12 protein-coding genes are annotated in these 19344 nt (G+C 42.0%); 8 read left to right on the plus strand and 4 right to left on the minus strand.

Features of this window, described 5'->3' with window-relative positions; all coding sequences use genetic code 11:
* Nucleotides 1–368: 368 nt before the first annotated feature.
* The 4 genes from glgB (at nucleotide 369) to JMN32_RS14240 (ending at nucleotide 13201) form a co-directional block, all read left to right on the plus strand.
* On the plus strand, nucleotides 369–2429 hold the full coding sequence (glgB, locus tag JMN32_RS14225; RefSeq protein WP_202857011.1) for a 1,4-alpha-glucan branching protein GlgB: 2061 nt from the start codon (nucleotides 369–371) through the stop codon (nucleotides 2427–2429).
* A gap of 414 nt (nucleotides 2430–2843) precedes the next feature.
* Nucleotides 2844–6413: an RHS repeat domain-containing protein gene (locus JMN32_RS14230; RefSeq protein WP_202857012.1), complete on the plus strand. Its 3570-nt coding sequence runs from the start codon at nucleotides 2844–2846 to the stop codon at nucleotides 6411–6413.
* Nucleotides 6414–6443: 30 nt separating this feature from the next.
* Nucleotides 6444–12815, plus strand: a complete 6372-nt coding sequence (locus JMN32_RS14235; protein ID WP_202857013.1) for a DUF6443 domain-containing protein — start codon at nucleotides 6444–6446, stop codon at nucleotides 12813–12815.
* Nucleotides 12816–12838: 23 nt separating this feature from the next.
* Nucleotides 12839–13201 carry a hypothetical protein gene (locus JMN32_RS14240; RefSeq protein WP_202857014.1) on the plus strand — a complete coding sequence of 121 codons (363 nt, stop codon included), beginning with the start codon at nucleotides 12839–12841 and terminating at the stop codon, nucleotides 13199–13201.
* A gap of 215 nt (nucleotides 13202–13416) precedes the next feature.
* Here the strand turns inward: JMN32_RS14240 and JMN32_RS14245 are convergent, their stop codons facing one another.
* Complete coding sequence (locus JMN32_RS14245) at nucleotides 13417–13680, minus strand: helix-turn-helix domain-containing protein (RefSeq protein ID WP_202857015.1); 264 nt, start codon at nucleotides 13678–13680, stop codon at nucleotides 13417–13419.
* A gap of 249 nt (nucleotides 13681–13929) precedes the next feature.
* Here JMN32_RS14245 and JMN32_RS14250 point away from each other — a divergent pair, with 249 nt between their 5' ends.
* A complete protein-coding gene (locus JMN32_RS14250) occupies nucleotides 13930–14109 on the plus strand; it encodes a hypothetical protein (RefSeq protein WP_202857016.1) in 180 nt (59 codons plus the stop codon).
* 5 nt (nucleotides 14110–14114) lie between these two features.
* A complete protein-coding gene (locus JMN32_RS14255; RefSeq protein WP_202857017.1) occupies nucleotides 14115–14528 on the plus strand; it encodes a hypothetical protein in 414 nt (137 codons plus the stop codon).
* A 100-nt stretch (nucleotides 14529–14628) separates the two neighbouring features.
* Here JMN32_RS14255 and JMN32_RS14260 read toward each other — a convergent pair whose 3' ends face one another.
* From JMN32_RS14260 to JMN32_RS14270, 3 genes are all read right to left on the minus strand, one after another.
* Nucleotides 14629–16188, minus strand: a complete 1560-nt coding sequence (locus tag JMN32_RS14260) for an Rne/Rng family ribonuclease (RefSeq protein WP_202857018.1) — start codon at nucleotides 16186–16188, stop codon at nucleotides 14629–14631.
* 230 nt (nucleotides 16189–16418) lie between these two features.
* A complete protein-coding gene (locus JMN32_RS14265) occupies nucleotides 16419–17252 on the minus strand; it encodes a tetratricopeptide repeat protein (protein ID WP_202857019.1) in 834 nt (277 codons plus the stop codon).
* Between the two features lie 65 nt (nucleotides 17253–17317).
* Complete coding sequence (locus JMN32_RS14270; protein WP_202857020.1) at nucleotides 17318–17620, minus strand: HU family DNA-binding protein; 303 nt, start codon at nucleotides 17618–17620, stop codon at nucleotides 17318–17320.
* 147 nt (nucleotides 17621–17767) lie between these two features.
* On the opposite strand from JMN32_RS14270, the gene mutY reads away from it, so the two are divergent.
* Together mutY and JMN32_RS14280 are read left to right on the plus strand one after the other, a co-directional pair.
* A complete protein-coding gene (gene mutY, locus JMN32_RS14275; RefSeq protein WP_202857021.1) occupies nucleotides 17768–18838 on the plus strand; it encodes an A/G-specific adenine glycosylase in 1071 nt (356 codons plus the stop codon).
* 48 nt (nucleotides 18839–18886) lie between these two features.
* Nucleotides 18887–19330 carry a single-stranded DNA-binding protein gene (locus JMN32_RS14280; protein ID WP_202857022.1) on the plus strand — a complete coding sequence of 148 codons (444 nt, stop codon included), beginning with the start codon at nucleotides 18887–18889 and terminating at the stop codon, nucleotides 19328–19330.
* Nucleotides 19331–19344 lie beyond the last annotated feature (14 nt).

Raw genomic sequence — 19344 nt, forward strand, 5'->3', positions numbered from 1 at the left:
AACAAAGGGTGATGACAAATGTTTGACGTATGTATTTCTTATAGAAGAAACCTGCTTGACTATGATATAGTTATGACCTGATCGGTATTTGTTTCAAAAGTTGCCATAACATATTTAATCATAATCTGTTTACTCTTAAGTTATATGGGCACCTGAAAAAGCCAATCGAGTTTTCTCAGTAATCATATAAAAACTTTGCTTTTAACCCTGTAAAACCAATTGTGTGAAAAGGTTGTGGAGAGCCAGTAAATAATTGATGACTAGTGCCCTTGGTACTATCAGTTATTATGAAATGGCTAGATTATATAAAGAGCATAAGAGTATAATGCTGTTGAGTGGTATACAACTAACTATAAGGAGGTACATCCATGACTAAAAAAGAAAATGCAAAAGTAACCGTAAAGGAAAGGAAAAGTGCAACACGCGCATCTCTTAAGAGGAGTGGAGTGGCTACGGTGAAAACACCTCCTGAAAAAATGAAACCTAATATGGAGAAAGGTGTAGAAACTGCCGAAGTGCCGGTAACAGATCATGTTACGCTTTTTTCAGATTATGACATTCACCTGTTTAAAGAAGGGAAACACTATGAGCTTTACACCAAGCTGGGCTCACACGTTATTGAGTATAAAGGAGTAAAGGGCACCTATTTTGCAGTCTGGGCACCCAATGCAGAAAGAGTATCGGTAATTGGAGACTTTAATTGCTGGGCACGAAATAAGCATCCCATGAATGTGAGGTATGATGGTTCTGGTATTTGGGAGTCTTTTATACCAGGTATTGGTGAAGGTACTGTTTACAAATATTTTATTGAATCCAGGCATGGAGCTTATAAAGTAGAAAAGGGCGACCCGTTTGCTTTCAAATGGGAAATTCCACCCAATACAGCATCAATAGTCTGGGACATTGCCTCTACCTGGGGAGATACAGCATGGATGGAGAGGAGGAAAGAAAATACAGGTAAACCTCAGGCATTTTCCGTGTACGAAATGCACTTTGGTTCCTGGCGGCGAGTACCTGAGGATAATAACAGGTCCCTCAGTTATCGTGAAATGGCGGCAGAATTACCTGCTTATGTTAAGAAAATGGGTTTCACACATGTAGAGTTCATGCCCGTAATGGAACATCCTTTTTTTGGGTCTTGGGGTTATCAGGTTACGGGGTATTTTGCTCCTTCCAGCCGTTTTGGTAGCCCGCAGGATTTTATTTATTTGATAGATTCCCTACATCAGGAAGGTATCGGGGTCATTCTGGACTGGGTACCATCACATTTTCCATCCGATCAGCACGGGTTGCATTATTTTGACGGTACATTTCTATTTGAGCATGCAGATCCAAGAAAGGGCTATCACCCTGACTGGAAAAGCTATATATTTAATTACGGGCGCAATGAAGTAAGAGCGTTTCTGATCAGCAATGCCATGTACTGGCTTGACGTATATCATGCCGATGGCCTGCGAGTTGATGCAGTGGCTTCAATGCTTTATCTGGATTATTCCAGAAATGATGGCGAATGGGAACCCAACCCATATGGAGGTAACGAAAACCTGGAAGCGATCTCTTTTTTAAAAGAATTTAATGAAGCGGTTTATGCCCGGTTTCCTGATGTGCAGACCATAGCTGAAGAGTCGACCTCATGGCCGATGGTGTCGAAGCCCACTTATGTTGGTGGGTTGGGTTTTGGCATGAAATGGATGATGGGTTGGATGCATGATACCCTCGAATATTTCAAAAAAGATCCCATACACCGTCAGCATCATCAAAATGAAATTACCTTTAGCGCATATTATATGTTTACTGAGAATTTTATGCTTCCTCTCTCACACGATGAAGTGGTCTATTATAAAAATGCGTTGTTATACAAAATGCCTGGAGATGAATGGCAGCGGTTTGCTAACCTCAGAGCGCTTTATGGCTATATGTATGCCCACCCCGGAGCCAAGCTGTTATTCATGGGCGGAGAGTTTGGTCAAACCTCAGAATGGAGCCATGACCAGAGCCTGGACTGGCATCTGACAGAATATCCCCTCCATCAGGGGGTACAGAAAGAGTTGATGGCACTTAATCAGCTTTATAAAACGGAGAGATCACTTTATGAGATCAGTTTTGACGAGGCTGGGTTTGAATGGATAGACATTCACGATGATGCCAACAGCGTCATCTCATTTGTTCGTAAAGGCAAAAGTGATACTGAGCTGATCCTGGTAATGTGCAACTTTACCCCAATACCCCGTGAAAATTATCGGGTTGGAGTGCCAAAAGAAGGGCAGTGGAAAGAAATCTTCAACAGCGACGACCAGGCCTATGGCGGAAGTCATGTAAAAAATATCGGGGTCATTACCTCGGAGCCCTTTCAGTCACATGGTCATGACAACTCTATTGTGCTTACTCTGCCGCCACTCGGCGTTGTGTATTTGAAGTATGGGGAATAAACAATAGGCCTCCCAGCCCTCCAAGGGTTCAAAACCCATGGAGGGCTTTATTTATGTGTTTGGCTGGATATTAAACTGCTGAATTAATCAACTCTTCTTAAGGGCTTTAGGTCTTTAATATTTATGTAATATTATAACTATAAATTAATAAAAATTTGACAGGTTTTTTTTGGTTAGCCTGCTGTCATTTACTCAATTAGAACTACCGTAGTGCATATAATTTTCACTATTTGCAGTGTTTAAAAATAAATATTTAAACATTTAGTAAAATAATTTCATCTGTAATTAAATAAACCATAAATTGCGGCCGATTAATGGATACGCATTAATCTTGGCTTTAGTTTTACTTTTTTGAATCCCCAAGAAAGTAATTTCTACACTGTTTTTTTATTATTCTCATTATAAAGAATTTATATGCATTCTTTCAGACTTAGTCTTGTCAGAGGCTACAGGGCACACCGTTTTGTTTTGCTTCTGGGGTCACTTTTATTACTGGGAGTTATACTTCCGGGTGTAGCTCAAAATGATCATCTTGCATCACCTCAGGCAATACTGCCGTCTTCGGAAGCCATAGCGTTGGCAAGGCAAGTTGCCATACCCACCGGGAGTTATACAGGGGTACCCAACATTTCCATACCGGTTTATGCCCTAACCGGAAAAGATATTAGCCTGCCCCTGTCTTTGCGATACCATTCTGTTCTGGATCGTGAAGCTTCTGCCAAATCATGGGTAGGAGAAGACTGGGTGCTGGAGGGAGCTGGAGTAATTACCCGGGTTATTAATGGTATTAGCGATTTTGATGCCAACGGATATGTTGGCTCCAACCTTCCTGCCAACCTTGCTGCGGCATCTTCCACCTATATTAATCAGGCTATTAGCGGAACAACTGATACGGGGCCTGACATTTTCTATTTCAACTTTGCCGGATATAAAGGCAGCTTTGCTTTTACTCCGCAAGGGGAGTTGATAACAGACCCATCCAACCATTTGAAGATAGAACCCCTTGCCAATGAAAATGGTGAGTGGATAATCCGTGATGCACAAGGCTATCAGTATACCTTTGGAGGGACCAATGGTATGGAGCACATCAGCAAAGACGGGGTCAATAAGCTATCAGTTACCAGTTGGTACCTGACTAAAATCACCTCTCCTTTGAAGGAAGAGGTTGTTCTTAACTATGGGCAGGCCATTGTAGTAGAAAATGGATATTACTCCGACCTGACACTGCCAGGAGAGTTTAAGGCTAGTTTTGCTAATAGAATTGCCAATCAAAAGCTAGACCTGGCGCGTTACCATTTCGTTCCGTATCTGGAGAGCATTACACTGGATAATGGTACGTATGGTAACAGGTTGACATTCCAGTCTCGTACTACTGAAGCGGGAAGCCCTTTTGGTGGAAGTTTTACCAAAATACTTGAAAAAGTAATAGTAGAAGTAAAGGATAGTGCAGATTGGAAACAGACCGGCCATGTATCGCTTACTATTGGTGATGGTAACCTCAGTTCAGTATATCACTACCATTCTGAAGTTATTGAACAAACGAATGACCCTTCAGGACCATTCAATCCGCTCCCGAGTCCGGAAAATGCCTCGGTACGGGAAAATCTGATATCAGCTACTAAGGTCTCCTATACTACCATTGATGGCAACCGGATGTTGTCAGAAGTGCAGTATAATTCAGGTAAAAAGATAAAATACTTCTATGAGCCGCACGATTTCTCAAATTATACTATTGCCAGTGAAGACCTGCAAAAACTGAAGCTAGGCTACAGACTTGAGCATGTGGCCGTAGAGGGAGCCGAGCCACTCGAAACTTATTTCCACTACGAGGATGATCTGGGCAACTCCAGTGGTACCTTATATAATTTCAAAAACTTTGACTATACCATAGACCGGTGGTATAAAGACGGGAGCTACAGCATTGTTAATGGCCCTGTGACCAACAACCATGTAACCCCGCTTTTTACTACAGTATTAGGAGGGCCCATGGTAACCTACTCCAGCATATGGACTGAGTCGCCAGGCAAAGGAAAAGCCTCTTATGAATATACCGAACCCGTACTAACAACCACTCAGGCAGAAGGGTACTATAACCAATCCTTTGCTCCTTTCCTTTCAGGCCTTGACTTTACCGGAGGTAAACTGAAGGGGAGCAAAGTTTATAAATATGAAAATAATACCTGGCAAGTCGTGCAACATGTCACTCGCACCTACGAAGAGCAATCCCGGCCGGCTTTAAGCGGGCTTAACCTGCTCATGATCGATGCCGCCGGAGATAAAAATGTAGTTAATGCTGCAGCCACAATTTCAGGTAATAACAGCACCGCCGCTACTGTTACTTTCAGAGATATCACCGGTATGCAGGCCTACCAGATACCGACTACCTGGACCCGGATGAGCCAGAGTACGGAAACCTACTCGGAAACCGCTGGTATCTCCAAAACCACAACCACCAGTTTCGAATACAATAACCAAAACTTTACACGCAAAACCACCACCCTGCTGGCCAATGGTGTATCAGGTTATAGTACCATTTCTTACCCTTTTGAATATACCGGAGAGCCTGTATATGATGAAATGGTTTCGCGTAACATGCTGGCCTACCCCGTAGAAGCACTCACGTATAGAAAAGAAGGAGCTACAGAACTTCTGACCGGAGGAGCCATTTCTGACTACGGCTTTTTTGCCGATAATGACCCGGCTAACGATCAACCGGACATGGTCAATGAAAATATCCTTGTCAAAGCAACCTATCACTGGGAAAATCAGCCTGATGGGGCTACTCCGGAATCTGAGATACCCACAATAAGTAACAAAAATTATAAGTTGGGAGCAGCGTTTGAGTACGATGTTCATGGCAACCTGATACAAACATCGGGTAAACATAAGGTAGCAGCGACCGTTTGGGACTATAAAAACGAGCTGCCTATAGCCAGCGTTGAAAATGCCTATGCTTCTGATGTGTACTTCAACGGGTTTGAAGAGGATGGGACAAAAGCACAAGCAAAAACAGGTCAGAAAAGCCATTCCGGAGGGCAATTTACCATACCATTCACTCCTGACCCTAATAAAGATTACATACTCACCTACTGGTATTATAGCAGCGGGCAATGGTACTACAGAGAAAAACCTTTTGCTGCTACTATCAATGAAGGCGAAGCCCTGGACGAAGTACGTGTTTACCCCGAAGGAGCGAGAGTAACCACCACGGCCTACGACTGGAAAGGCAATGTTATCTCAGCAACAGATACTAACGACCAGTCTGTTTACTATGATTATAACAAAATGAATCAGGTCACCAATGTAAGGAACAATGACCGGGACATTATTCAAACCACTCAACATAACTACGCTTACTTTGCTACACCGTGCGAAGGGAGTGAGATAGCTCCTATTCAGGCTAGTTTTAGCGGAGGCGATAATATGACCGTTGGAGTTGGTGCTTATTTTACCCTTAGCGTAGATGCTTCAGGGGGATGCGGGAAGTATTACTTCAACTGGTATACGGTGGATACCAACAATAATCAAAACTATTTGGGAACCACAGTTTCTGGCATTGGTTCCAGTACTTCTGTTCAGTTGAAGGCGCTCTGCAAAGATTTCTTTACGGTTAAGTGCGAGGTTATCGATGAAACCGGTACCGGGCTGGTATCAATCAAAAAGTATATAAAAGTGGATGTTGAAAATGCTGAAATGACCCTGTCTCTTAGCGGAGGGCCTTTGTATCCCTATAACTATTGTACGGTAAACTCAGACCAGATAGCGGTGACCCCTAGTATTACCGGAGGGTGTGGTACATATACCTATTCATGGAGCTACAGCTACTATAACGAAAATACTTCAGGTACCATCACCAGTACGGATGAAGTTTTTGTGGAGAAGTTTCTCGGAGCAGGATCGCTGACCTGTACGGTTACGGATATTTCAGGGCTCAGTGCTACTGTAACGCAAACCATAAGTCAAGATAAAGACTGCCTGAACTAAAATGCTTCCACTGCTTAAAGAGAATATCCAATGATGAATATAAATAAACTACTTCAATATACTTTTGTTTTGATTTTACTCGCGGCTTTTGGCTTCTCCCATGGGGCTAAAGCGGAGAAGAATGAGACTGGCGGAAGCATTGCCTTGGCATCAATGGCATTGGCTGACCCTGTACCTGTCAACAAGCAGCAGTACGGAAAAGGATACGCCAAATTTGAGGCTACTGGCTCAAGCGGTACCTACTACTGGTACAACAATGCCTCTGATGCAACACCTATAAACGCTACTCCAAAGTCGTCTATCGTTGTACTGATCAGCAGCACAACGGTAATGTATGCACAGGGATATATCGCTGAAGAAGGCTACAGTGCCAAGGTGCCCGTTACGATTACCGTTCAAAAGTTTCCAATAATTACAGTTATCGGGCAGGCGGGTATTAATTTTCAGCAAGAGTGGGTAGAGCTCAGTACTACAGAGGCTCATGACCAATACCAGTGGTACCTTAACGGTAGCGCTATTTCCGGGGCCACTCAGCGAAACTACAAAGCCTTGGGCGCAGGCTTTTATACGGTAGGGACAAAGAAAAGTGGCTTTACCAAAGAGTTGAAATCAGACCCGTTCAGGGTAGCTCATATGCTCGAAGATGAAAACAGGACATACTCCATTTCTACCCGTGTGTTGGTGCCAGGAGCAAAAACTAAAGGCGATGTCATAGGCCTTCCGGCAGAAGATAAGTTGCAGTCTATCAGCTATTACGATGAGTATGGTCGTGTGGAGCAGCAAATGGCTATAGGTGCCAGCCCTTCCGGAAAAGACATGGTGAAGGTGCATGAGTACGATGCCTTAGGGAGAGAGTCTAAAAGTTATCTGTCTTTTACCAATAATGATGGCTCAGGTTTGTATATGGAAGACTGGCAGACCAGGCTGAATGCTTTTTATCAACAGGCGAATGATGGCATAGCCAACACCCTGAAACCCTTTGCCGAAGTTGAGCGGGAAAACTCCCCGATGGGCCGGGTTAAAAAATCCGGAGCACAGGGAGAAGCCTGGCAGCTTGAAGGTACGCATACTACCTCCTATGACCAGCAACTCAATGATGGCTCAGAAAATGTGAGGGTATGGAAAATAGATGACATCACCGGCCTACCAGTATCTACAGCGGCCTATGCCGCAGGTCAGCTTACAGTACAACGTATTACCGATGAACATGGTGTTACTACCCAAAGCTACACAGCACCAGAGGGCTATACCGTACTTCAGGAAGCGGCTCTTCAGGCGCAGACTTACGCGGTTTATGATGAGCGTGGCAGAATGCGATTTGTACTTCAGCCTGAACTCGTTAAAGGCCTGGTAACTTCTGGGAGCTATCAACCAACGGCACAGCAAATCGATAAGATGGCTTTTCAGTACCAGTATGATGGTCAGGGACGGCTGGTAGGTAGCAAAACCCCGGGAGCGGACTGGATCTATATGGTATATGATGAGCTGAACAGGCCTGTGTTGAGTCAGGATGGTAACCAAAGACTCGATAACCAGTGGCTTTTTGTAAAGTACGATATTTTTGACAGACCGGTATATTCAGGGGTTTATAACAGCACCTTAACCAGAGATCAGTTACAGGATGATATAGATAACTTTTACGAGCAAACACCACAGTTATTTGAAGAAGAGGGTTCTGCAATTTATGGCTATACTAACAATACCTATCCCTTTGTAGAAAATACACAACAATGCCTGAGTGTAGTTTATTATGATGAGTACAGCTTTCAGCATGCTGCTCTGCCTGAGTATGCCTATGTGCCCGATGAAGAAAATCCATCATATTTTAATCGGGTGAAAGGACTGGTCACCGGAACCAAAACCCGGATATTGGGAACAGAGATATGGATCAATAATATTCACTATTACGATGATGAATATCAGAACATACAATCGGTAAGCAATAACCATAAAGAAGGTATTGAAAGATTGAGCAGTCAATTTGATTTTACCGGGAAGGTAAACCATACGAAAGTCAGTCATATGATCCCGGTTCCGGTTATTTGGAAGAACATGGTCAATGTAGAGCAAACCGGTTCGGTATTTACTTCAACGGCCAGCGTAAACTGGGGAGGAGGAATGGCCTCCGCAAATCAATTGAGAGCTGAACAAGACGGATGGGTTGAAACAACAGTAATATCCTTCGGAAACAAATTTCTTGGTTTTTCCGAATGGGATAATGGTGTATCCTTTAATGAAATTGACTTTGCCATTTATATGAATGGCACGGCACTTAAAGCCTATCGCCAAGGTACTTATCTGGCTACAGTCGGCACAGTTGAGCTTGGAGATAAACTCAGACTGGAAAGAGCCCAGGGAGCAGTGATGATATACCATAACGATATATTGGTGTACACCTTTGCAGATTCCAGCACAGAAGCGATGGTTGTAGATGCGTCTTTACAGCAGGCCGTTGCTACTTTAGGGTATATCAGGTGTTCATTTGGTATTCCAACCCCTGCAGAGCCTCCTTATGAAGTACTCTGGGCCAGCCGACATGGAAATACTTTTAAAAGTGACACGCTTACCAAACAGCATACCAGCAATTCCTGGGATATCGGCGGCTCATACTCATTCAACCGTTTGGACGGTAAAGCTGACGGGTGGGTAACTTTCCCCGCAGGTCAAACCAATATTTCAAAGGTTCTTGGCCTGGCGCACGAAGATCAGGGCAGCCATTACAATGATATTGATTATGCCCTATACCTGAAATCAGATGGCACCATCAGCATCCTGGAAAAGGGAAGTGATCAAGGAAGCTTTGGGTCATATCAAAGTAGTGATGTATTTAAAATAGAGCGGGTGGATGGAGAGATTAGGTATCTTAAAAATGGCCAGGTACTGTATACCTCGGCTACCAGGTTTTACGAATCTCTGATGGTTGACGTCAGCATTTATAGTCAGGGAGGCTTCTTTGCTGGTGTACAAACGTCATTTCCTTATCTCCAGCCAAAATCCTCAGCTATAGACCTGTCTCAGAGGTATGAATATGATCGAGTCGGAAGATTGTTGAAAACATGGCATGAGGTAACTGAGCAGATCCAATGGCAAAAAAGTGACCATATCGAAGAGTCAGGAGATGCAATAGTAAAGACTGATGGGGCCAACTATTCCTGGGATGCTGGGGCAGAATCTGTTAAAGTACTGCCAGCAGGCCGTGTCGCTTATGTTGAAATGACCGTGGAAAGGGCGGACAGAGCGCTATTCTTTGGATTATCAGCCACTAGTGCGAATAGTCACTGGAATACCATTGAAAACGCTTTTTATCTTACCAATGGTGGAGAAGTACAGGTAAGGCGGGCTGGTAGCAGCGCCAATATGCTTGGTAGCAGTCGGACTTATGTGGCTGGTGATAAATTCAGAATAGAAAGAGACGGACTCAACCTCCGTTTTTACCACAACAATGAGCTTATCTATACCAGGATAGGCATTGATGATGTTGATCTCAGGGTGGATATCTCCCTATACCAGCTCGGTAGCAGGGTCTCCAAACCCACCATAGGCTATGGTGAAGTGCTCCTGGCAGCGTATCATTACAATGAGCTGGGCGAATTGGTAGAAAAGAACCTTCACAAAGGGGAGCAAGACCAGTACTTTGCTCAATATGTCGATTATAGCTACAACATCAGAGGGTGGCTCAAGTCAATCAACAATGCCAGGCTGGAAGATAATGCAGACAACAACCCTAATGACCCCAGTCCACTCCTTAGTGAGAAAGATTACTGGGGCATGGAGCTGAGCTATGAAGATAATGCCGGAACGGGTAATGGCAACTATTTTAATGGTAATGTCAGTGCCATGAAGACCAGCTACAATATGGGGATGGGTGATGTGAAAGAGCAAGCGTATAACTTCACATACGATGATCAAAATCGCCTGACAGGAGCTACTTACAAGGCAGAGACTGCGGGAACATGGACCGCCATGCCGGGGTACTACGATGTAGAAAATATCCACTATGACCTGAATGGAAACATTCTGGGTTTGAAGAGATATGGTGGCAGTACACAGAGAACAAAGATTGATGACCTGGATTATGACTACAATGATGTAACAGTAGGAATTAGCAACAGGCTCCTCTCCATCACGGATAACAGTATGGCAGAACCTGCGGTGGATGGCTTCAAGGACAGGTCAGGTGACGATTACACCTATGATGCCAACGGCAACATCACCAGTGACAACAACAAAGAGATCGCCCTTGTCAGCTATAACCTGATGAATATGCCGGAGCAGATCGTGAAATTGGATGGCTCCAAAGTCACTTTTGTTTACGATGCTGCTGGTACCAAACTGTACAAACAGGTATATGACCCTTCAGGTAATTTGGTGAAGAGAACCGATTACATAGGTGCCTTTACTTATGATAATGATACCCTGCAATACATCCATCACCAGCAGGGCCGTATATTGCCCAATAAGTTGGATGGAAGCTGGGAGTACCAATATTACCTGTCGGATCATCTGGGAAATGTACGTACGGTATTTACCACAGAGGAAAAAGTACACAACTTCAAAGCGACCATGGAGACTGAGGAGGCTCATAATGAAGGGGAGATATTCACCAACATGGATAACTCTCGTGCTGTAGACCCTGATGCCGTTTCAGGAGATGAAGTTTCTAGGCTGAACAGTGTACAGATGACCGGGCCAGCGCTTAGTCTGCCCGTGTACCCCGGTGATAGGATAGATATGAAGGTACAAGGCTATCATAGAGGAGGCAGCGGCAATGCCAGCCCTGTAGATCTTAATAGCTTTATTACGGCCTTGGCAGCAGCCTTTGGAGGTGTGAATGGAGGAAACACAACTGAGCAAACCATCTATAGCTTTACAGAGCAGGCTATTGACCCCGTGCTTGGAGGGATAGGACTACAGGGAACACAAAATGATCTGCAACCCGCAGCATACCTCAACTATATTTTATTTACCAAAGACTTTACAGTTCATCAGCATGGGCATACACAAATACCTGCTACTGCCAATACAGTTCATGAGTTAAGAATAGATAATATCACTTCCGATATCGAAGGATTTATCTATATTTACCTGACAAATGAAAGCAATACACTAAACGAAGTGTATTTTGATGATTTTGAGGTAATGTTAACGGAAGGGAAGGTAGTACAGAGCAATAACTACTACCCGTTCGGGCTACAGCAAAATACCAGCTGGACGCGTATGGACCAGACTCCAAACGCCCACAAGTTCAATGCAGCCACCGAGTACAACGACTTTACGGACACTTACGACACGCCGTTCAGGCAGTATGATCCGGCAACAGGGCGCTTCAATGGTGTGGACGCGCTGGCCCACATGACCCCGACACTTACACCGTACAGGTTCGGGTTTAATAATCCTGTTTCTTTTAATGATCCGACAGGGCTGACCGAAAGGCCGGTTATTTTGGATGGGGATCGCGATGGTGGTGGTAGCAGTATTCTTAGTGGGGCGGATAACTTTGGGTCGATGGCTTTCCTTACAGGAAGGATGGGTATTGGGTCAGGAAAATACCATATGAGCAGTGGATATAGGGGATCTGGGGGTTCTAGTGTAGGAGATATATCAGGTAGGTTGATGAATTCTTCTTATGGAGGAACTTGGACTCCTTCTGGTGGTTATAGTTACTTTAAAAGTGATCAGGAGGCTATGGCTGCGGGTTATGGATATCACCTTAGACATGGAACATCTTCAGTTGTAGCTCATTCCGGTGTATCCCGTAAAGGAAGAACTCTTACACAATATCTGATCGATGATCAATATGTGGATATTGACGATGAGGGACAAATGTTTGTTCCATATACTGATATACCTATTAGTGTAACAGAACTTGTTGCAGGAACTTATACTTCTTTAGATTTTGCTCAAGGAGGTAGAACGTTACATGCTGCGTTGACAGATGACTTTTTGACTTCTGCACAATTGGCGATTGCTGCATTGAAGCCCTCTTTTGAAGCTGCGGCATATGATGCATTTAAAAACGGTGGAAAAGGGAGTGTTCCGTTTCATCTTAAAAAGAATATTTTTTCCTCTTATAAGTCTGTTAATAACAATGCTGTCCGCTTAGGAAAAGTAAGCAGTTCATTTGCTAGGAATGGAGCTGCAATAATGAAGGTTGCTGCCCCTGCGTTAACAGTAACAGCTGTTTTTACAAATGGGTATTCAATAGTATCTGATGGGCAATTAACTTGGGGCGATGCTTTTGTGAGGATTAATACTGCTTTACAAATAGCTTTTCCTGTTTATGGAGTTATTTATGGAGTCGTAGATGTGGGTACTTCATATGTGACTGGTACTAGTCTTACAGACTATACAAAAAATGCAATAGATTCAAATGTTAGTGGAAGTATAAATTTAGGGTTCTGATGATTATTTTTAATTACTTATTTGTGAAAATATTAGGGCTTAGAATATACAACTCATCTTATTGGGCTCGTATGGGAGTAGTTGTATTTGAAGGCTTCCTAATACTTCCAATTTATATAATAGCATCCAAATATATTTTAGGTTGTGATGCCTTTATAAGTGAGGATAATAACTTGAAAATAGGATTTGCAATATTTGGGTTGACTTTATTAGGATTCAATTATTACTATTATTCAGTGGATCGTATAAATAAGCTCAGACATAGATTTAAAGAAAGGAGAGTTTGGGGGGTGATTAAATTGTTGTTGATGTTTATATTTTTCTTTTTTTGGGTACTTAAAGCAGGAAACATTATAAGACTATTCTTTGATATTCCTCAATGTTAATCCTGCCTTCCCTATCTGGTCTAAGGTTTAGCGTAGCGATCCTTAGACCAATAATGGATTAGGGCGTCCGCCCGGTGTAGTTTTATTGCAGAGGATTGAATATTAGAGAGATATAGGAGCCTGGGTAAATAGCCCGGGCTTTTTTCATATCGGAATGGGCACAGGAGATAAGGGAGAGAAATACAAGAGCCTTGCAGAGATGCAGGTTTTTTTGGTTATAAGGAAGCCACATTTTTCTGAAAGAACTCTTTAAACTTCTTTTTGGTGAGCATGGTATCAATGATCTTCAGAATAACATTTTTATCGTCCTCGTCCAGCTGGTTGATCATATTAAGCTGTTCAAATCCCGGTTTGTTTTCAAGAGTAACCTCCTGGGGGATCTCCCCTTCAAAGTTCAAAACCTGATCGACAGTCATACCAAAGAGCTTTGCAAGCTGCTGAAGTTCTTTAACAGAAGGTTCCCTGATCCCGTTTTCCAACTTGTTGAGTTAGAAGGGCCAATATTGAGTTCCTCTGTCTGGTCTAAGGTTTAGCGTAGCGATCCATAGACCTAGGGCGTCCGCCCGGTGTGGTTTTATAGCAGAGGATTGAATATTAGAGAGATAGAAGCCTGGGGGTGAATCTCTCTTGGTGCGCATGTGGGGCATGATGGTTCCGTGGGATCGTCTTGGGTGATTTTGTTCTGAGTAACCCGGAGACTCCTTTTACGCTAGATAAAATAGAAGGTGATGGACATGGTTGGAATAGGCGCGGGAATCCTTGACTTTAGTCATGGTGGAGATCAAATTACAAATACTCCTTTCAATTACGGAAGTCTTTATATTGAAGGTTTTTCTGGTTATTCTTCCGAGGTATCAGGTGCCACTTATAGCTGGATGAAAACATGGACGTTTGGAGGTAATCTTTAAAAATTATGAAAAAAAGTTGGATAATAGTATTAGGAGTGATTTTTGTGCTCTTGGTTGTTTTTCATTTCATGTTTTCTAGAAAAATATTGACAAGGGCTCCGTTTTCTTTAAGAACTCCAAATGAACTCCGGTGTTGGGAGCAAAAGCAGGCTAGAGGTACGTTGTTTAATGGGGTAATAGTTTCCAAATACAGAGATGAGAGAAATCATAATCATAAAACCATTGAAGTTAATGACCCGCAAGGCATAATTAAAAGCACTATTTTTGTAGCGGAGAAAACAAGAGCATATGAGGATATACATGAAGGGGATTCTCTTTTCAAACCAGTAGGAGAACTTGAAATGACAATAGTTCGAAATGGAAATAGCCAAGTAAAAGTGTTGGAATACGGTTGTAAGGAAGATGCGGTCGGTGATTGAATAATAGCTGCTATGAGATGACTAGTTTGGGGGTTGTTCAGAGACGTGAACAAACAAAAAGACCTCCAAGGTTTCGAAAACCTTGGAGGTCTTTAATGCTTTATAGCTCTCCAACATCAATCTCCTCTCCAAACTTGTTGAGGAACTTGTATTCCGTAATGGCCAGTGAAGAGTCCTGTACCATTTTAACCCATTTGAAATATTTCATAAACCACTTCAGCCTTCTCGACATGGTGCCTTTAGTGAAGTAGGCGTATATGAAAGGGTGTACCACTACAGTTATATCCTTATCATTCTGCTTCGTCATCAGGTAATCTACCGACCTTTCTATAAGGTCTGAAACCAGGATAGAAGCGCTGATTTTGCCAGTTCCCTGGCAGGTAGGACAAACTTCCTTAGTGGTAATGTTCATCTCAGGCCTTACCCTTTGGCGGGTAATCTGCATCAGGCCGAATTTAGATAAGGGCAGTACAGTGAATTTAGATCTGTCTGCTGCCATTTCTTCTTTGATGACCTTGTAGATCATCTTCTTATTTTCGGCCTTCTTCATGTCAATGAAGTCGACTACAATTATTCCGCCCATATCACGCAACCTAAGCTGGCGTGCTATTTCTTTGGCAGCCTCAATGTTAACCGACAGAGCGGTGGCTTCCTGGTCTTCTTCACGGTTAGACTTGTTGCCACTGTTTACATCGATTACGTGAAGGGCTTCTGTATGCTCTATAATCAGATAACCCCCACCTTTAAGGCTTACGGACTGCCCGAAGGCTGATTTAATTTGCTTTTCAATGCCAAAATTTTCAAAGATCTTGGCTTTTCCGTTGTAAAGCTTAACGATCTTTTCCTTATCCGGGGCGATGGTCTTAATATAAGTCCTTACTTCATCATATATATCTTTATCATCGATATGGATGTTGTCAAATGACTCATTAAGAACATCTCTTAGAATAGATGAGGCTTTGCTCATCTCTCCGATTACTTTTTCCCTTGGTTTGGCTGTTTTAAGTGTTTTTACACCCTGATGCCATATGTCGAGAAGATGACGAAGGTCTGAATCCAGTTCCCGTACATCTTTACCCTGAGCTACTGTTCTTATAATTACGCCGAAATTCTCAGGTTTAATTGATGACACCAGTCTTACGAGTCTCTTTCGCTCGTCGCTGCTGCTTATCTTCTTAGAGACATTTACTGTGTTCGAAAAAGGAACAAGCACTAAATATCTGCCTGCCAGAGACAACTCGCAGGATAATCGTGGCCCTTTTGTTGATATAGGCTCTTTTACAACCTGTACTAGTATTTGTTGATTCCTGGAAAGTACGTTGGTTATCTTTCCATGTTTATCTATGTCTGGCTTTAAGCCAAATTTTTCCAGTTTACTGGAGGTATTTTTTTTTGAAAGCGCACGCTTCGTAAAATCCTGAAGCGAACTGAACTTAGGTCCTAAATCGAGATAATGCAGAAAGGCATCTTTCTCATAACCTATATCAATAAACGCTGCGTTGAGACCCTGAACCACTTTTCGGACAGTGCCCAGGTATATATCTCCAACTGTAAACTGGTTACCATCTTCGTCATGATGGAACTCAACAAGACTTTTATCCTTTAATAGGGCTATACGACATCCGTTCTGAGTTGAATTAATTATTAATTCGTTACTCAAAATGTATGTAATTTGAGATTAAAATTTAGTTTAAAAAAGATGTTGTATAGACGCATAGTCCCGGGGAAACCGGGACCATGATCAAGAATTACTTCTTCTTATGTCTGTTTTTTCTCAATCTTTTCTTTCTCTTGTGAGTAGCGATCTTATGTCTTTTTCTTTTTTTACCGCAAGGCATACTTTTAAATTTTTTGCTCCCGACTCGTCGGGATAGTTAAACAATTTTTTATTTATTCAATTTCTTCCAGATAAGAATCCACGGTAGCTTGTACTTGTGGATCGTCATCCAGCTCTTTTACTTTTATAAATTGCTCTTTGGCTTTGTCTTTTTGGCCGGTCTCCATATAGCTAACACCTAAAAAGAAACGGGCCTGAGTATTTTCCGGGTATAACTCCACTAATTTACTGTAGCGTTCTATGGCTTTGTCATACTGGTTAGATTGCATGGACAAAGCGCCCATATTGAATAGGGCCTTTTCATTTTCTGGATCCTGCTTTAAAATATCTCTCAACATCATAATACCCTGCATAGGGTTTGATGTAGACAGGTAAGTCATAGCCAGGTTATTTTTGATGTCCAGCCTGTTTGGCGACTCCTTCAATACTTTTTCATAATACTCCCTTGCCTTTTTTCCCATTTCAGCTCTTTTGCCGGCATCCATTGCAAAGCTAAATGCTTCATAATAGGTGTCTCCGGCACGCTGCAAGTTTTCCACATTAGGAATATTTTGAGCAATGATTTCAACGAACTTAGCTGCGCTATCATATTTACTTACACTTAGATACAGCTTTGCTAAAGAGTCCGCAAAGATAATACTTTTTTCAATATTTTTACTAGCGGTAAGTTTTTCCTTTAAAATTTTGATGTTTTCTTGGGAATTTTCCGATAGCTCCAGATCATGTGTATTGGTCGGCAAAGGAGTGTCTGGAGGTTTAGTTTCAGCCGGTTCCTGAGTAGATGAAAGCCCGTCAGAATCGTTGTCAACAACGACTTTAGGGAGACTAAAAATAAGCAGCACCAGCAGTGCTGCACTTGCTATTAATATTATCCTTGTCTTTAGCATAAATTTCGATTAGAAATGCATGCAAAGTTCAAGGATAATATTAAGATTTAAAAGTAAAGGTAATATTAACTATTGGCGTCCTTTACTTTATCGCTGGTCTTAATTTTCTCAATAAATACTTTTGAAGGCTTGAAGCTTGGTATATAGTGCTCATCGATTACAATTGCCGTATTCTTAGAGATATTTCTGGCAATTTTTTTCTTGCGCTTTTTGTTTACAAAACTTCCAAAACCCCTGACGTAAATATTATTACCTTCTGCCATTGAGTTTTTAACAATATTGAAAAATGCCTCAACAGAAACAGTTACGTCTGATTTGTCGATTCCGGTCTTCTCGGATATTTCGGATATTACTTCTGCTTTAGTCACGAATAGTAGTCTTTTGATTAACGATATTTAATTACTAGGTGTATATTGGTCAGCAAATTTAGGCTCCATGGGGTAATATATAAAAATTAAATACGCCAAAAATCTAACACCCTATTTTGTTCATTTTTCGACTAAAAAACAACTTAATTGAACAACAAAAAATTCGCTAAAAAGTTAATTATGTGGTATAGTGTGCATAAACGGGAATTACCTTGGCGCAATACTGCTGATCCGTACAAAATATGGCTCTCAGAGATCATTTTGCAACAAACCCGTGTTGCTCAGGGCTTACCTTATTACAACAAATTTGTAAAACATTTTGAAAAAATTGGAGATCTCGCAGCTGCCAGCGAGCAGGAAATCCTACGTTTGTGGCAGGGGCTAGGATATTACTCAAGGGCCAGAAACTTACATAAGTGCGCAAAAATAGTTGCGGAAAATTTGCAGGGAAACTTCCCTTTTGGGTACAAAAACTTGTTAAAACTTCCTGGAGTTGGCAAATATACAGCCGCTGCCATTGCTTCTTTTGCCTATAAGGAACCTGTAGCCGTAATTGATGGCAACGTATATAGGGTATTATCAAGAATATTTGGAATAGATGATGACATTTCAAGTGGAATCGGTCAGCGCAAGTTTGAAAAGGTAGCCAATGAGCTTATATCTGAAGAACAACCTGATGTATATAATCAGGCTATAATGGAATTTGGGGCTACTCACTGCACTCCAAAATCACCGGCTTGTGGTGACTGTATATTTAATATGGAATGCTATGCTCGTATACATGGTCAGCAGAAGGAACTTCCTGTAAAATTGGGGAAGGTAAAGGTCAAAAGTCGTTATTTACATTATCTGGTTTTTAAAAATGGTGAAGATATGGCCATGAAGCAGCGTAAAGGCAATGATATATGGAAAGGCCTGTTTGATTACATGCTTTTTGAAGAGAGTGGGTTTAGGGACTTTGACTGGCTTGCTGGTAATAATGAATTTCTTGACGAGCTGACACCTTATATTAAGGAGGTTAATATTAGCAAGGATTATAAACATGTGCTCACCCACCGGAAACTTTATGCTCGTTTTTTTGCTATTGATCTGGATCAAAAAGAGGAAGTATTATCAATGATAAAACGTCAGGGACTGCGTTTTTTTTCACATGATGATATTCACGAATTACCTAAACCTGTTTTGGTTTCGCGCTATTTGAATGATACTATTTTTTAGTTAGATTTATAAAACATTAGTAGCTTTGCAAAAAAGATAAACTATAATATGTCAGGAGTTAATAAAGTAATAATTGTTGGAAGGTTGGGAAAAGACCCTGAAGTAAGGCATTTGGAGAGTGGAGCTTCTGTAGCCAATTTCCCCGTGGCTACTTCGGAAGTATATAAAGATAGGAATACAGGAGAAAGAAGAGAGCAAACCGAGTGGCACAATGTGGTACTTTGGAGAGGCCTGGCAGATATTTCTGAAAAATATCTTAATAAAGGAGATATGGTATACATCGAAGGTAAACTCCGTACCAGGTCTTGGGAAAAAGACGGTGTAACCAGATATACAACAGAGATTGTTGGAGATAACATGACTATGTTAACTCCTAAAGGTATGTCTGAAGGTGGCGGTAGCCCTGCTCCTTCAAGACCTCAGGAGACGGCTTCTTCACAGGCATCGGCTGATATAGCCATGGATGATGAATCTGACGATCTTCCATTCTGATTTTTAGAATAAAT

Origin of the sequence: Fulvivirga marina (assembly GCF_016775155.1) — a bacterium.
Classification (GTDB): domain Bacteria; phylum Bacteroidota; class Bacteroidia; order Cytophagales; family Cyclobacteriaceae; genus Fulvivirga; species Fulvivirga marina.

Excerpts from the sequence above, each read along its gene's own strand:
- JMN32_RS14235 (WP_202857013.1), top strand. The coding sequence starts at position 6,444 with ATGATGAATATAAATAAACTACTTCAATATACTTTTGTTTTGATTTTA.
- JMN32_RS14280 (WP_202857022.1), top strand. The coding sequence starts at position 18,887 with ATGTCAGGAGTTAATAAAGTAATAATTGTTGGAAGGTTGGGAAAAGAC.
- JMN32_RS14230 (WP_202857012.1), top strand. The coding sequence starts at position 2,844 with ATGCATTCTTTCAGACTTAGTCTTGTCAGAGGCTACAGGGCACACCGT.
- JMN32_RS14265 (WP_202857019.1), bottom strand. The coding sequence starts at position 17,252 with ATGCTAAAGACAAGGATAATATTAATAGCAAGTGCAGCACTGCTGGTG.
- JMN32_RS14255 (WP_202857017.1), top strand. The coding sequence starts at position 14,115 with ATGAAAAAAAGTTGGATAATAGTATTAGGAGTGATTTTTGTGCTCTTG.
- glgB (WP_202857011.1), top strand. The coding sequence starts at position 369 with ATGACTAAAAAAGAAAATGCAAAAGTAACCGTAAAGGAAAGGAAAAGT.
- JMN32_RS14250 (WP_202857016.1), top strand. The coding sequence starts at position 13,930 with ATGGACATGGTTGGAATAGGCGCGGGAATCCTTGACTTTAGTCATGGT.